13 protein-coding genes and 3 pseudogenes are annotated in these 13,282 nt (G+C 57.4%); 6 read left to right on the top strand and 10 right to left on the bottom strand.

The features are described from left to right. Nucleotides 1-198: 198 nt before the first annotated feature. The 7 genes and pseudogenes from BLJAPNOD_RS00080 to BLJAPNOD_RS00050 all read right to left on the bottom strand — a co-directional run bounded on the left by BLJAPNOD_RS00080 (nucleotide 199) and on the right by BLJAPNOD_RS00050 (nucleotide 4,377). Nucleotides 199-1,212, bottom strand: a complete 1,014-nt coding sequence (locus BLJAPNOD_RS00080) for an IS30 family transposase (protein ID WP_199565869.1) — start codon at nucleotides 1,210-1,212, stop codon at nucleotides 199-201. Nucleotides 1,213-1,339: 127 nt separating this feature from the next. Further along, nucleotides 1,340-1,663 carry a DNA-binding transcriptional regulator gene (locus tag BLJAPNOD_RS00075; protein WP_115418506.1) on the bottom strand — a complete coding sequence of 108 codons (324 nt, stop codon included), beginning with the start codon at nucleotides 1,661-1,663 and terminating at the stop codon, nucleotides 1,340-1,342. Beyond that, nucleotides 1,653-2,011, bottom strand: a pseudogene (locus BLJAPNOD_RS00070) (type II toxin-antitoxin system RelE/ParE family toxin). Before BLJAPNOD_RS00070 ends, BLJAPNOD_RS00075 begins: the two are co-directional and overlap by 11 nt. Before the next feature lie 76 nt (nucleotides 2,012-2,087). Continuing rightward, nucleotides 2,088-2,354: pseudogene (locus BLJAPNOD_RS35835) on the bottom strand (hypothetical protein); the annotation flags it as partial. Nucleotides 2,355-2,416: 62 nt separating this feature from the next. Next, nucleotides 2,417-2,818: pseudogene (locus tag BLJAPNOD_RS00060) on the bottom strand (flagellin); the annotation flags it as partial. 220 nt (nucleotides 2,819-3,038) lie between these two features. Continuing rightward, nucleotides 3,039-3,683, bottom strand: a complete 645-nt coding sequence (locus tag BLJAPNOD_RS00055; RefSeq protein ID WP_115418504.1) for a TetR family transcriptional regulator — start codon at nucleotides 3,681-3,683, stop codon at nucleotides 3,039-3,041. A gap of 22 nt (nucleotides 3,684-3,705) precedes the next feature. Then, the gene (locus tag BLJAPNOD_RS00050; protein ID WP_115418503.1) at nucleotides 3,706-4,377 is read right to left on the bottom strand and encodes a GntR family transcriptional regulator; all 672 of its coding nucleotides are present in this window, start codon (nucleotides 4,375-4,377) and stop codon (nucleotides 3,706-3,708) included. Nucleotides 4,378-4,601: 224 nt separating this feature from the next. Between BLJAPNOD_RS00050 and dctP the strand changes: the two genes are divergently transcribed. From dctP to BLJAPNOD_RS00030, 4 genes are all read left to right on the top strand, one after another. Next, nucleotides 4,602-5,588, top strand: a complete 987-nt coding sequence (gene dctP, locus BLJAPNOD_RS00045) for a TRAP transporter substrate-binding protein DctP (protein ID WP_115418502.1) — start codon at nucleotides 4,602-4,604, stop codon at nucleotides 5,586-5,588. A gap of 64 nt (nucleotides 5,589-5,652) precedes the next feature. After that, nucleotides 5,653-6,171, top strand: a complete 519-nt coding sequence (locus BLJAPNOD_RS00040; protein ID WP_115418508.1) for a TRAP transporter small permease subunit — start codon at nucleotides 5,653-5,655, stop codon at nucleotides 6,169-6,171. Beyond that, the gene (locus BLJAPNOD_RS00035; RefSeq protein WP_115418501.1) at nucleotides 6,168-7,469 is read left to right on the top strand and encodes a TRAP transporter large permease; all 1,302 of its coding nucleotides are present in this window, start codon (nucleotides 6,168-6,170) and stop codon (nucleotides 7,467-7,469) included. The genes BLJAPNOD_RS00040 and BLJAPNOD_RS00035 overlap by 4 nt, the downstream gene beginning before the upstream one ends. Nucleotides 7,470-7,483: 14 nt before the next feature. Next, nucleotides 7,484-7,936 (top strand): type II 3-dehydroquinate dehydratase, encoded by a 453-nt coding sequence (locus BLJAPNOD_RS00030; RefSeq protein WP_115418500.1) that lies wholly within the window; start codon nucleotides 7,484-7,486, stop codon nucleotides 7,934-7,936. A 689-nt stretch (nucleotides 7,937-8,625) separates the two neighbouring features. Here BLJAPNOD_RS00030 and BLJAPNOD_RS00025 read toward each other — a convergent pair. The 3 genes from BLJAPNOD_RS00025 to BLJAPNOD_RS00015 all read right to left on the bottom strand — a co-directional run bounded on the left by BLJAPNOD_RS00025 (nucleotide 8,626) and on the right by BLJAPNOD_RS00015 (nucleotide 11,638). Further along, entirely contained in the window at nucleotides 8,626-9,492 is an 867-nt protein-coding gene (locus BLJAPNOD_RS00025; RefSeq protein ID WP_115418499.1) for an amino acid ABC transporter substrate-binding protein, read from the bottom strand. A gap of 270 nt (nucleotides 9,493-9,762) precedes the next feature. Beyond that, a complete protein-coding gene (locus BLJAPNOD_RS00020) occupies nucleotides 9,763-10,749 on the bottom strand; it encodes a transketolase C-terminal domain-containing protein (RefSeq protein ID WP_077505027.1) in 987 nt (328 codons plus the stop codon). Nucleotide 10,750: 1 nt separating this feature from the next. Further along, the gene (locus BLJAPNOD_RS00015) at nucleotides 10,751-11,638 is read right to left on the bottom strand and encodes a transketolase (protein ID WP_115418498.1); all 888 of its coding nucleotides are present in this window, start codon (nucleotides 11,636-11,638) and stop codon (nucleotides 10,751-10,753) included. Between the two features lie 213 nt (nucleotides 11,639-11,851). On the opposite strand from BLJAPNOD_RS00015, the gene BLJAPNOD_RS00010 reads away from it, so the two are divergent. Beyond that, nucleotides 11,852-12,850 carry an amidohydrolase family protein gene (locus BLJAPNOD_RS00010; protein WP_244610857.1) on the top strand — a complete coding sequence of 333 codons (999 nt, stop codon included), beginning with the start codon at nucleotides 11,852-11,854 and terminating at the stop codon, nucleotides 12,848-12,850. Beyond that, the gene (locus tag BLJAPNOD_RS00005) at nucleotides 12,847-13,158 is read left to right on the top strand and encodes a NifU family protein (RefSeq protein ID WP_077505030.1); all 312 of its coding nucleotides are present in this window, start codon (nucleotides 12,847-12,849) and stop codon (nucleotides 13,156-13,158) included. Before BLJAPNOD_RS00010 ends, BLJAPNOD_RS00005 begins: the two co-directional genes overlap by 4 nt. Nucleotides 13,159-13,282 lie beyond the last annotated feature (124 nt).

Raw genomic sequence — 13,282 nt, 5'->3', positions numbered from 1 at the left:
TCTATGAGGCGGTTGGCTTCCTGCCTTCGCCATCGGACCCTATGATGTTGATGGTTGGCTTGCATGATCTCAAAAGCGCGTTGAACTTCTAACTGTAGCCTGGAACAATTTTGATCGCGCGCATGCATCAGCGCATGTCCGTTGCTGGGGCGTGTTTGCGCTGGTGGTTCCAGATCGAATGCAACGATCGCGAGAAGCCTACATGCTTTGCACGTCCATAGCCAACAGGTGCTGGCTGAAGATCTCCTTCGGCGTCTGGAACCCCAGGCATTTGCGCGGCGTAGTGTTGAGGCGCTCGCACAATGCACGCATCTCCCGATTGGTCACGTCCAGGACAACCGTCTCCGGCGGTAGGTAGCGCCGGACACGCTTGTTGGTGTTCTCAACCGTGCCTTTTTGCCAGGGCGCTTGTGGGTCGCAGAACCAGATCGAAGTTCCCATGCCTTTTTCTAGCTCGCGCCACGAGACGAACTCCAGGCCTCGATCAAACGTCAGACTTTGCCGGGCGTGGGCGGGTAGGGCGCCGAGATGGCTGATCAGTTGCCCCATGATCGGCTTCGACCGTCGGTCATTGTTGCGAAACAGAACCGTGTAGCGGCTCTTGCGCTCCACGACAGTGGCCACGTTGGCCGATCCATGCTCCTTCCTGAAGATCATCAGATCCGCCTCCCAGTGACCAAAATCGCTGCGGGAGTTGACGCTGTCTGGCCGATGACGGATGGCGCATTCAATTGGAAAGACGAGACTTCTCGGCTTTCGCGCATATCGGGGGCGTCGCTTGCGTCGGCGTTCCGGCAAGTGGCGTCCCAACTGCTGATCCTGACCTTCCGGAGAGTAAACGTACTGATAGATCGTCTCATGGCTCAGTCGCGCCGAGGACCCACTGATAAGCCGTAGGCGTCCTGAGATTTGTTCCGGTGACCAGCCATCCTTCAAACGATCGATGACCGCAGCGCAAAGCAGCGGGTCGCGCAAAAGCTTGCGGTAGCGTCGACGGCGGTCAGCAGCCATCTGTTGCGCCGTCACGTGCCAATAGCCTTCGGCGATGGGGACCTCGCGATCGTGCCAGAAATTCCGTCGCAACTCGCGGCAGATGGTAGAGCGGTCCCGGCGCAGCGTCCGCGCGATCTCTGCCTGGCTGATCTTCTTCTCATGCATCCGCGCAATGACGCGGCGTTCATCCATACTCAACTGCACAAAAGAGCGGGCCACATCCATCCTCCTGAAACGATGACCAATTTGCCTCCGTTGCATTTGAAAATGGAATCCGCCCGCTGGGACTGCTTTGATCGCATAATGTATCGGCTGGAACTGCGCACCCTTCCGTGGCAGGGTCCTTCTAAGACAGCATCTCGAGACCGTGTTTCCGGACGATCGAGAGCAGCTTCAATGCCGGGCCACTCGGCCGCTTCGCGCCCGTTTCCCACTTTTGCACTGTCGATTCACTAGTGTTCAGGTAGCGCGCGAAGACTGGCTGGCTGACATGATTATTCTCGCGCAGAGCCTTGATCTCGCTTGGCGTCAGCTCCTGCGGGATGGACAAGCAAGTCTCATCGAAGGTTTTCATGGTTTCCTTGTCGATGGTGCCTGCCGCATACATGTCTTCGACGGCGCTATGGATCGCCTCAAAGGCATCGCTCTTGAACTTGCGCTTAGTCGCCATTGCAAATCTCCATTAGGGCGCCGGCGCAGATTTCCGCGTCAAGCTCGGCCTGTGTCTTGCGCCGATAGAGTTCGGCGAGCTTCCGGAAAGCCATGAGCTCGTCGTCATCGATGTTTGCGCGGTCCTTCTTCGCGAACAGATAGGCGAACACCCAATATTCACCGGCTTTCGCCAGAATGATCGAACGGTGCATGTTATCGTGAGCCGCTTCTTGAACACGCTGCCACCGAGATCGTCAGCCTGTCCGCGTGCGACTTGCTCAGTCGCCTTGCAAAGGGCTTTGTCGGAGATCCGTGCTTTCTTCGCTGTCTTGGAAAACCACGCCGTTTTGAAAGTCCGTTCTGACATCGCTTCATATAGCACTAGGTGCTACACCTATCAAGTTGTCGGGAAAAATTGCAGAGACTATGCTGCTTCCCATACCTGCTTCCCATACCTGAGTCAGAATCTTGTCAGCAAGCGCTGCTTTGTCCTGTGGCAAGAAGCGGCCGTAATGGTTGGCAACCATCTCCGGCGTGTCCTGGATGGCGTAGCTTGCCTGCTCGTAGGACCCGGTTTGCTTCAGGATATGAGTGGCAAGGACATCGCGGACGTTGTGGGGACCATGCGGAAGCAAGCCCTTAATGGCGCCGCGACCGGTGTACGGGTTATAGATCCCATAGCGTTGGATCGCCGTCCGCCAAGCCTCGTAGAGGCATCGTAAACTTAACTGGCATGAGGCAACACCGGCCGGTTGCGGCTCGGCGGCTCATGCAGCCAATTGATACCGCTGAAGCTCGCCGACTGCGCGATTGAGGTGGCTTGGCTCTTGAGTTGTTCCAGTTCTTTCTGGATTTTCGCCTTATCGACGCACGGCTGCTTGGCCGCAACCAGCTTTGCCTGGAACTCGGTGAGGACCTCGATCACGGATTCCATTCCCGCGTATGCCACATCAACTTTGGCGGCACCAAGTCCAATGGCATCCTGGACTGCATTCAGGGCGCGACTGTCGGAACGCATTGTGGTCGCGATGGACCAGTAGGCGGCATTGTCTGCCGCGACATCAACACGATACCCAGTGGACACATGGTTCTGAGTGGTGTCGAGCCGGCTGTTGATCGACCGGAGGGTGTGGAGCGCAGCAATTGCGCCGATGTTCGTATTGATCCTGGTCATGACAAATCTGGATTGAAATCTTGAAGGTCGTCATGACCGTAGGAATGCATTATGCGAGGAAATTCAGCTAGAAAACTCGTTAATGAAGCGTTATCAATTCGTACTTTAGGTTGTGCTAATGGCTCTGCGGGCGCCCATTTACACGCGCTTTTCTCGACGTCCACCGGGCTGAGCTACCTCAAGAACTGGTCGCGAGTTCGGTTCCGATCAGGAGCGGTATTTATACTGCTAGACGCAGGTAAGTGATTACTGCGTCCGCAATCATTTTCTTATGCCGTTCGTACGTGGCAGTTTCTGAAAGATTGCGCTGGAAGATCGTACTGAAGGTATGGGCGTTGGAGACCCGGAAGAAGCAGAAGGCGCTGATCAGCAAATGCAGATCGATTGCGTCGATCTCACGCTGAAAACTTCCATCCGCCTTGCCGCGCTCCAGAATGTCCGTCAGCGTTCGAATGATCGAGACGTTGAGGTCGGCAATCTCGGTGGAGCGACGCATGTGCGCGGCCCGGAGAATGTTCTCGCCGCTCACCAGTCTGACGAAGTCCGGATGGTTTTCGTCGTAGTCGAAGGTGTTGGAGATTAGCGTTCTAAGCGCCGCGACTGGTTGCATTTCGGAAAGCTGGAGATCGGCCTCGCGTGAGCGGATCTTGCGGTAGGCTTTCTCGAGGACCGCGAGATAGAGGTCTTCCTTGCTGATGAAATAGTAGTAGATCATGCGCTTGGACGTGCGCGTTCGCTCCGCGATCGCGTCGACCCGGGCTCCTGCTAACCCATGGGCGGCGAATTCCTCCGTCGCGACAGCCAGAATGTTCTCTCGCGTTCTTTCGGGGTCATTTTTGCGCGATACCTGTTCTCGCTTTTCCAATCTCCCGTCTCCGTTGAAGTCTTCAGTCAAACCGACCGGTGCGCAGCACGTGATCGATGCCGTGCTCCACGTGTTGGCGCAGCATAGACCTTGCGCCTTCCACGTCGCGGGCCATGGCAAGGTCGAAGAGTTGGCGATGATCGTCCGCTACCGGTTTTCCCCGGAAGCTGCGCGCAAGCAAGTGGTAGCGTAGAAATCGATCGAACGTCGTTGCCAGGGTTTCCATCAGCACCGCAGAGCCGCAAGCCGACGCGAGCGCCTGATGGAACTCCCAGTCGTAGCGCACCCAATCTGGCGTTCGGTCGGTCTCGCCGGTTAACAAACGCTGCTCCACCGCGGCAAGCTTGTGTCTGGCTGCCACAACGCGCGCTTCCCATTCAAGGTCACCGGCGGCGAGAGACAGAGCAAGCGCATGACTCTCGAGCAGAAGGCGCATGTCACCGAGATCCCGAAGCTCCTTCGCGGAAACCGGTGCGACATGGAACCCGCGCTGACCTTCGGCAATCACCAGGTTTTCGGTGGCAAGCCGCGACAAGGTTTCTCTGAGTGTCGAGATGCTCACCGAGTATCGATCACGCAGGTCATCGAGTTTCAGCTTCTGGCGCGGAGATAATGCGCCCGCGATGATGTCGCTCCGGATTTGTCGAAACGCCATCTCGCTCGCAGTTTCCGACGGTATATTTTGGACGATCATGTTTCCTCCCTTCCTCGAATTATATCCTATGGAATCGAAAATCTATGATAAAAATTATTTGACATGAGATATTGAACATTAGAAACTCCCGTTATGGCTCGCCGCTTGTCCGCGCCTTTTTTAACTAACTGGTCCGTGCATGAGTAAAGCGCTCTTCCGAGGAGGGAAGAGTGAAGGTGGGAAGTCACCGGCCAAACGACGGTCGGCCAACGGGAGGAAAATCAATGGTATTTGAAATCAACCGACGCCGCTTTCTTGGCGTTTCCGCGGCGGCGACCGCGGCTTTTGCTTTCCCCGCATTTGCACAGGACAAGCCTGTGCTGAAGTTTTCGGCGGTGTTCTCGGAGCAGGACATCCGCGCCGAGATGATGAAATCCTTCAAGGATGCCATCAAAGACAGCTTCACCCTGGAGCCATTCTATGGCGGAACGCTCTTCAAGCAGGGCACGGAACTGGTGGCTCTCCAGCGCGGCAACCTGCAGATGGGCAATATCGCCCCGCAGGATATTTCAAACCAGATTCCCGAATGGTCGGTCCTGACCTCAGCCTATCTGTTCCGTGATGCCGCCCATCTTAAGGCTTTCTTCGACAGCGATACCGGCGCGGAATTCAAGAAAATGGCGGAAGATCAACTCGGCGTACATATTCTGGGTCCGACCTATTTCGGTGCACGGCAGGTGGGGCTTAAACCGGAAAAGAAGATTGCGACCCCTGCCGACATGGCAGGTATCAAGCTTCGCATGCCGGGTGGCGACGCCTGGCAGTTCCTGGGGGCCGCGCTCGGCGCAAACCCGACGCCTATGGCCTATGCCGAAGTCTATACCGGTCTGCAGACCGGCGCGATCGACGGACAGGACAATCCGCTTCCGAACGTCAAGAACATGAAGTTCTATGAAGTCATGTCGCAGATCGTGCTGACCTCGCATCTGATCGGTTACGATCTGCTGACTGTATCGAGCAAGGTGTGGGGCGACATGTCGCCGGAACAGCAGACGGCGTTCCAGGCGGCGGCGGATAAGGCGATGGCCTGGAGCCAGGAACAGCACCTGGCGCAAGAAAAGGCTTTGGTCGACGAGTTCAAGGCAGCCGGCCTCAACATCTATGAACCGGACATTGCCGCATTCCGGAAGAATGCACAGGAGAAGTATCTCTCCTCCGATCTCGCAAAATCGTGGCCTGAAGGCATCCTCGAAAAGGTAGCAGCCCTGTAGTCGTATCGGCGGCAGAAAGATGCCGGCCGGGTTCGACCCGGCCGATTGGGTGAGGAGGAATTCCGTGTCCGAGAGACTGCTTGCCTTTGGTCAGTGGCTGCGCCGGCGGGCTGAGAACGTCCTGGCCCTCATGCTGTTGGGTATGTTCGTCGTGTTTCTGTTGCAGATCCTGTTCCGCTATGTCCTCAATCTCTCCATAGGCTGGACGCACGAAGTCAGCGTTGCTCTCTGGATCTGGATAGTGCTCTTCGGGTCCGTTTTCGTGATCGGCGAGAGTGAAGAAATCCGGTTCGATTTCTTCTGGGCCAGCGCGTCCGCCCGTGCCCGCCGCATCATGACGCTGATTTTTGCCGTGGCTCTTGTCGTCGCCTTCGGCGTCTCGCTGCCGGCCGTCATAGACTACGTCATGTTCATGAAGGTCGAGAAGACAGCCTATCTCAAGATCCGCTTCGACTATCTCTATTCGATCTACGTCGTTTTTGCGGTCGCAATGATCATGCGCTACATCTGGCTTGCTTGGCAGGCAGCCTTCGGCAAGGCGCCGGACGCTTTCGATCCCACGAAAGCGAGCTCCGGCGTATGAATTTCACCAGTCCTTTTTCGCTTACCATTGTCCTCATCACGGCTCTTGCCTTTTTGGGCTTGCCGATAGGGCTGTCGATGATCGTTGGTTCGATCCTGTACCTGTTTCTTGTCGGAGCCGACATGGGAACGGTGGCCGAGCAATTTCTGAACGGCATGTATTCCAACTATATCATCCTTGCAGTGCCGCTGTTTGTGCTCGCTGCCGAGCTCATGAACATCGGCTCGATGACGGAGCGGCTTCTCAACTTCTGTAATGTTCTCGTTGGTCGGTTCCGCGGCGGCCTTGCCCAGGTGAACGTGGTGCAGAGCATCGTATTTGCGGGCATGTCAGGCTCTGCGATCGCGGATGCGGCGGGCAGCGGGCGCATGATGCAGAACATGATGACTCGAGACGGGCGTTACACGCCAAGCTATGCCGCAGCGTTGACGGCTGTGACCTCCGTCATCGGCCCGATCATTCCTCCTTCAATTCCAATGGTAATCTACGCGCTCGTTTCGGACGCATCGATCGGCTATCTCTTTATCGGCGGCATGATCCCTGGGCTGTTAATGGCACTTCTGCAGATGGTGCAGGTTGCAATCACCGCGCGGCGCAAGAATTTTCCGGTGGAGGACCCCGTACCGCTTCGCGAGATCCCGAAGATCACCTGGCAGGCGCTTCCGGCGCTCATGATGCCGGTCGTTCTGCTTGGCTGCATCTATTCGGGCATCACGACACCGACTGAGGCTGCAGCTCTTGCGGCGGCCTATGCGTTGGCCATTTCCGTCGTGATCTATCGCAGTATTTCCTTGGTGGCCTTCTACGACGCATTGAAGACCAGCTCGAAGACGACAGCATCGATCGGCATGCTGATCGCCGGCTCGCTGGTCTTCAACTACGTTGTCACGATCGAGAACATCCCGGAGACACTGCGTGTGCTTTTGACGGGTTGGGATCTGTCACCAATTGGCTTTCTGATGCTCGTCAACGTCGTGCTGCTCTTGCTAGGCTGCGTCCTGGAGGGGACAGCAATCCTCCTGATTATCGTTCCCGTATTCATCCCGACCGCGCAAGCGCTTGGTATCGATATGGTGCATTTCGGGGTCATGGTAGTCGTCAACATCATGTTGGGGCTGGTTACGCCACCCTACGGGCTGCTGCTTTTTATCATGACCAACATTTCCGGTGCGCCGGTGCGCGACATCATTCGCGACGCGTTGCCGTTTCTTGGCTGGATGGTGCTCTGCCTGGCGCTCATCACCTTCTTTCCCGACCTCGTACTCTGGTTGCCGCGCCTCATGGGCTACCAGGGGTAACCGGTGAAGCGATCATGAGAGACCCCAAACCCCTCTTCATTCTCAACGGGCCAAACCTCAACCGGCTTGGAAAACGCGAGCCGGAGATTTATGGCTACACGACACTCGGCGAAATCGAAACGTGGTGCAGGCAGGCGGCTGGAAAGCGGCCGGTGGAATTTCGCCAGACGAACAGCGAGGAACGTCTTATCGAATGGGTGCACGAAGCGATTGATGAGGATGCTGCAGGCATCATCATCAATCCAGCCGCGTTCACGTTCACCTCGCTTGCTTTGCTGGATGCGTTAAAGATGTTTCCCGGCCCGATCATCGAATTTCACATCAGCAATGTTCACCGGCGTGAACCGATCTATCACCGCTCTTACGTCTCGATGCGTGCTACCGCGGTAATGGCGGGTCTGGGGGCTGCAGGCTATCCCACAGCGGTTCATGCCATTGAAGCGCTCATTGAGCAAAACAAGGTCTGATAGTGCTCGCAATGTCTTGCGCCACTCCCGACATGCCGACGAGAACTGTACTTTTGATCCGCGTGGAAAGATCATTGCAGCCTATGTCGACGATGAGACGATCCTATTTGCGCCGGGTCCAGAAATTGTAAACGCGGCGAAACAGGATTATCGACGATAGCTTCACTGTGCTCTAGCTTGCGAGACCTTCGGCAAAAGGGCGATCTCGGCTATGGCCTCGCATTTGGCGGTCACGCACAGGGCGACACTTCCGGGAGTTCGAAGAAGTGGCGAGGTCCAACGTCGCCGACGCGATCCTGCTTGTACTGCGCTCTTGTCACCCCTGGGACTGCTTTGATCGCATAATGTATCGGCTGAACTGCTCATCAGTCGGGCATTGCCAATCACGAAGATGGGCCGTTGCGGATAATCTGAAGCTCGGCGAGGAAGCAGGCTGCTTCCCGTGCAGCTTGCGATACGTCCGCGGGAGCGACGTCGAGACCGACCGTGACCTTTCAGCGGCGCAAACGCCGTTTGATCCGGTATATAGCAAACAGCTGTAAAAGCCGGCGATTACTCCAGTGGCCACACCTCGACGACACGTAGGCCACCGCACACGGAATGAGCGAGACCTTTTTGATGGCCTCGTTGGATTCGAAGTTGTACCGGAAACTCTCCGAATGCCGTGGTATCCGCGCGCCGCACACGAACTATGGCACGTGTTGCATTATGATTTGCGTGTGCAGCATCGGCGCTTCGCCTCCGAAATAGGTCTCCAGCAGCGGCAGAAACTCATCCGACAGATAGAAGTCTGTCAGCGCGCGGTCCGCCAATAAACGGAAGTCGGCGTCGTTGCGACGCAACGCGATCGCATAGGGTTCATGCGTGATCAGGCGATCTCCGACCGCGAGCGAGGATGGATCGCGTGCCCGCTTGGCAAGGTTGATGAGCAGAACCTGATCGGCGATGTAGGCATCGATCCGGCGGTCTTCTAGCGCCCTGAGCCCAGCCTCATGCGTGTTGAAATCGGCAAGTCTCGTCGTCGATTCCTGGACTGCGAGTTGCTCGCGAAGCGTGCCTGCGGTCGTCGTGTTGGCGCGCATACCGATCACGTTTGTAGCAGCGCGCTCGCTGACGGTGTGAACGGTCGGTCCGGTGCGGAAGAGCCCCTGCAGGTAGCTGGGCGAATCCTTGCGCAGCAAGGCGCTCGCGCCGGTGAGAAAGATTGGCTGTGAGAAATCGACGATTTCCCGCCTCTTCAAGTTCACGGTGATGGAACCGCAAAGCAAATCGATATCTTCATTCTCAACCGCATCGAAGCCGCCGGCGAGGGTCATCTCGACAAACTCGCGTTTCAGTTGCGGAGATTGATGTTCGATCTCGTCAGCAATCTTGCGGCACAGGTCGATGGCATATCCCACCGGCTCGGTTCCTGGCTGGGCGGAGGAAAATGGCGCTTGACCAGAGATGTAACCGATACGCACGGTTCCACGCTCCGTAATGGTTTCGAGCGTTGCGGCGGCGGTCGCCAAAGCCGAAAAGCAAAGGGCGAGGCTTACCAGCAGAAACCGTCTCATGCGAATGGCCGTGGTGGTCTGAGGGGCACCTGCATGATCATTATCTCCCGGAAAGCGGTATCGATCTCAAAGGCGTATATCCAGCTTATGGACTGCCCCTCATATGTCAACCAATGACGCAAGGTGTCGCTCGGCGGCATAATTCACCGAGATCAAATATGTCTGCCTCGGCGGCATCGCCTGACGCAGGCGGCAAAAAAACCGCGGGGCTAAGCTCCGCGGTCTTTCGAACAAGTGGTCTTCGCGGCACAACGGCGAGCAGCAGTTCTATCACACACGCTCTTCGAGGAGCCTCACGGCACGAGCCTCGATACCTTTCGAATCAAGTTCATAGTGCGCATAGAGGTGGGTCGGCGGCGCAATCAGGCTGTATTCGTCGTAGATCCCGTGCCTTGTTAGCTTCACGGGCAGCCCTTCACTCGCCAGGACCTCGGCGACAGCACCACCCAGCCCTCCAAGAACATTGTGCTCTTCTACCGTCAGGATCCGTGGGCTTTGCGCGGCAGCTTCGAGAATGGCGTCGCCGTCGATCGGTTTTACCGTCGCCATGTCGAGGAAGCCGATGCTGGCGCCCGCGGCCCGCAGCGCCCGCGTTGCCTCGAGCGCGGGGTGGACCGTGGAGCCCGTGGCAATGATCGTGAGATCGGTTCCCGCATAGTGGGAGATGGCCTTGCCAATCTTGAAGGGCTGGCGGTCGGCATAGACCTCAGGATCGCGTCCGCGCTGGATGCGGATATAGATCGGATGCGGATAGTCGTTCGCGGCCTTGATGACCTCCATGAGCTGGTTGCCGTCGGCAGGCGCAATCACAGTCAGGTTGGCGATCGAGCGCATGATGGCGAGATCTTCCGTCGCGTGGTGCGACGTGCCGTAAAAGCCGAGCGAGATACCGGCGTGATGGCCGATGAGCCGAACCGGCAGCTTGGAATAGGCGACATCCATGCGGATCTGCTCGCAGCAGAGAAGGGCCAGGAACGAAGCGAAGGTTGCGACATAGGGTTTCATGCCGACAGCAGCCATGCCGGCCGCCGCCGACACCATGTTCTGCTCGGATATTCCAAACTGAACGAAGCGATCGGGATGGTGGGCGTGGAACTTTGCAAGGCCGTTCGAATACTGCAGGTCGGCCGTGCCCGCCACGATGGGTTCTCCCGCGGCGACGAGTTCGATAAGCGCGTCTGAAAGTGCATCGAGACCCGGCGTCACGGCATTGAGTTGGCGGTATTGCCAGGATTTGTCGGAAAGCGGCTTGCTCATTTCAGATCTCCATCGCTTCGATTTCGGCAATTGCCCGTGCGGCATCCGAAGGATCGAGATAGCCTAGGTGCCAGCCGGGTTCGGTCTCCATGTAGGAGACGCCTTTACCCTTGACCGTCTGGGCGACGATCATCACCGGCCGAGTGCGTTCGTCGTTCGCCTTCAGGGTACGCAGCAGTGTCGCGACGGCGGCGACGTCATGGCCGTCGACAACATGGGTTTCCCAACCGAACGCCTGCCATTTCTCGACGATGGGTTCGACGCCGATGATGTCGTCCACCGAGCCGTCGAGCTGATAGCCGTTGCGATCGATGATGCCGATCAGTTTCCCGAGTTTGTTGTGCGCTCCGAAAAGGGCCGCCTCCCAAACCTGCCCTTCCTGCAGCTCACCGTCGCCGATCATCACGAATGTGAAGAACTCCTTGTCCGACATCCGGCCGGCCAATGCCATGCCGCACCCGGCCGAAAGGGCGTGACCAATCGAGCCGGAGCTGAAATCAATGCCCGGCACCTTAGTCATGTCCGGATGGTCGCCGAGCGGGCTGCCAAGGCGCGTATAGCCGTCGAGTAGGCCGCTATCTATGAAGTCGAGGTCAGCGAGGATCGGGAAGATCCCGACGGCGGCGTGACCCTTACCCATCATGAAACGGTCGCGATCTTCCCATTTCGGTTCGCCGCGCCTCAGGTTCATGGCGTCGTAGTAGAGTGCCGAGAACAACTCCGCCGCAGAAAAGACGGAGGTGTAGTGCCCGACCTTTGCGATCTCGATGAGCCTGATTGTCTCAAGGCGACAGAATTTCGCGCGGCCCTTGAGAAAAGCAATCTCCTCGTCACTTGGTTTGAGGCTGTTTCGGCCCCTGGTTGTTTCGATCTTGCCTGGTTGGGTCACGTCCTGTCCTCGTCCTCAGCCGTGGGACTTTACCCACGGGATGCTTGATCACGAGGCCTGTTTTACCTGCAGAAACGTGCGACCGCTCCCACGATTGCCTGAAAACAATCTTCAACTATTCCAAAGAAATGAACGGGTTACCTCATGCTAACTAGAGGAGGACGCAAGTGAAAGCGGCGATCTGCTTCAAGGAGGTAAGCTATGAAAGACGGGATGTTTGTTTTTGACGCAGCGGTCCATACACAGGACTTCGGCGACAACCAGATCAAGTCGGGAAGCGATGGCAGGCGTGTGAAGCTTCTGCGCTCGCAGATCGCTGGTTTCATCAACCTGACGGGCCGCCGCGGGCCGCCGCCGGAAACCGAGACCTTCTCGAACCCTGATCTCGACTGGGGCAACAAGATGCTTTTCGAGAACTCGGATACGGACATGGCGAGCGCCTGCTCCGTACCGCTGTTCTCGCACTGGCGGGCCGGGCTCGGTCCGGTTGAACTTAGCGATGCATTCGCCAGATCAAACCCGAAGCGCGTGGTGCTGACCGGTGGCGTCGACCCGGCCTATCACGGGCTCGATTTTGCGCTCGAGGAGATGGAGCGCCAGGTCAAGGAGCTTGGTGCTGTCAGCATGAAGTTCTATCAGTATCAGCGTCGCGGCTGTTCCTGGCGTGCGGATGATCGCGACATCGCCTATCCGCTGTGGGAGAAGGCGATCGAACTCGGCATCAAAATGGTGCAGTTCCACAAGGGCTTTCCACTGGAACTGGGGCCCGTCGAGGCCTTTAAGCCCAATGATATCCAGTACGCCGCGGCCGATTTCCCCGAACTGAATTTCGGCATCCATCACCTCGGCGATCCCTATGTAGACGAGACAATCTCGATTGCCAGTCGGTTCGACAACATCTACCTGATCCTGCCGCTCTGGTTTAATCAGTACTACCTTCAGCCGTGGAAGATGCTGGAGCGGCTCGGTGAGGCGTTGCTCTATGTCGGGTCCGATCGCATCTGCTACGGCTCGGAGGCTTTTATCTGGCCGCACGTGCAGACCTATATCGATACGCTCGCCAATCTCGAGATGCCCGAGGAACTCCAGGAGCGCTACGGCTATCCGGAAATCACCCGCGAGATGAAGGAAAACATCCTCGGCAAGGCCTTTGCCCGCGGTATGGGCATCGATATCGAAGCCAAGAAGATCGAACTGGGGCTGGCGGCATGACGGCCCGGGTGGACATATCGCTGGATGCGCTCGAAGCTGCCTTTGCGCGCATCCGGCCCCTGATCCTCGGCCATGGCGGCGATATCGAAATCGCCGACATCAGCCCGGAGGGCGTTGTCAGCGTCAAGCTCGTCGGTGCATGCAAGGCTTGCCCGAACATAGCCATGACCTATGTCGGCCCCATCCGCACCTATCTGATGGAGGTTGATGGCGTGGCGGAGGTCCGGTGCGAGCAGGTCAATGCGAGCCTCAAGACACTCGATCGCCTAGCTCGACGGTTGGGGTCGAGACCTCTTATCGCCGGCTAGAGAAAAGGCGGCTAGACAAACCCGTCCAGGCGCCTTAATCAGCCAACGCTGCTCCGAAGCAGTCTGGACGGGTGATTAGCTCAGTTGGTAGAGCAGCTGACTCTTAATCAGCGGGTCCACGGTT

Origin of the sequence: Ensifer sp. M14 (assembly GCF_003355565.1) — a bacterium.
In the GTDB taxonomy this organism is placed as follows: Bacteria; Pseudomonadota; Alphaproteobacteria; order Rhizobiales; family Rhizobiaceae; genus Ensifer.
The sequence above is the reverse complement of the archived record's forward strand: the minus strand, read 5'-3'. Positions and strand labels throughout refer to the sequence as shown.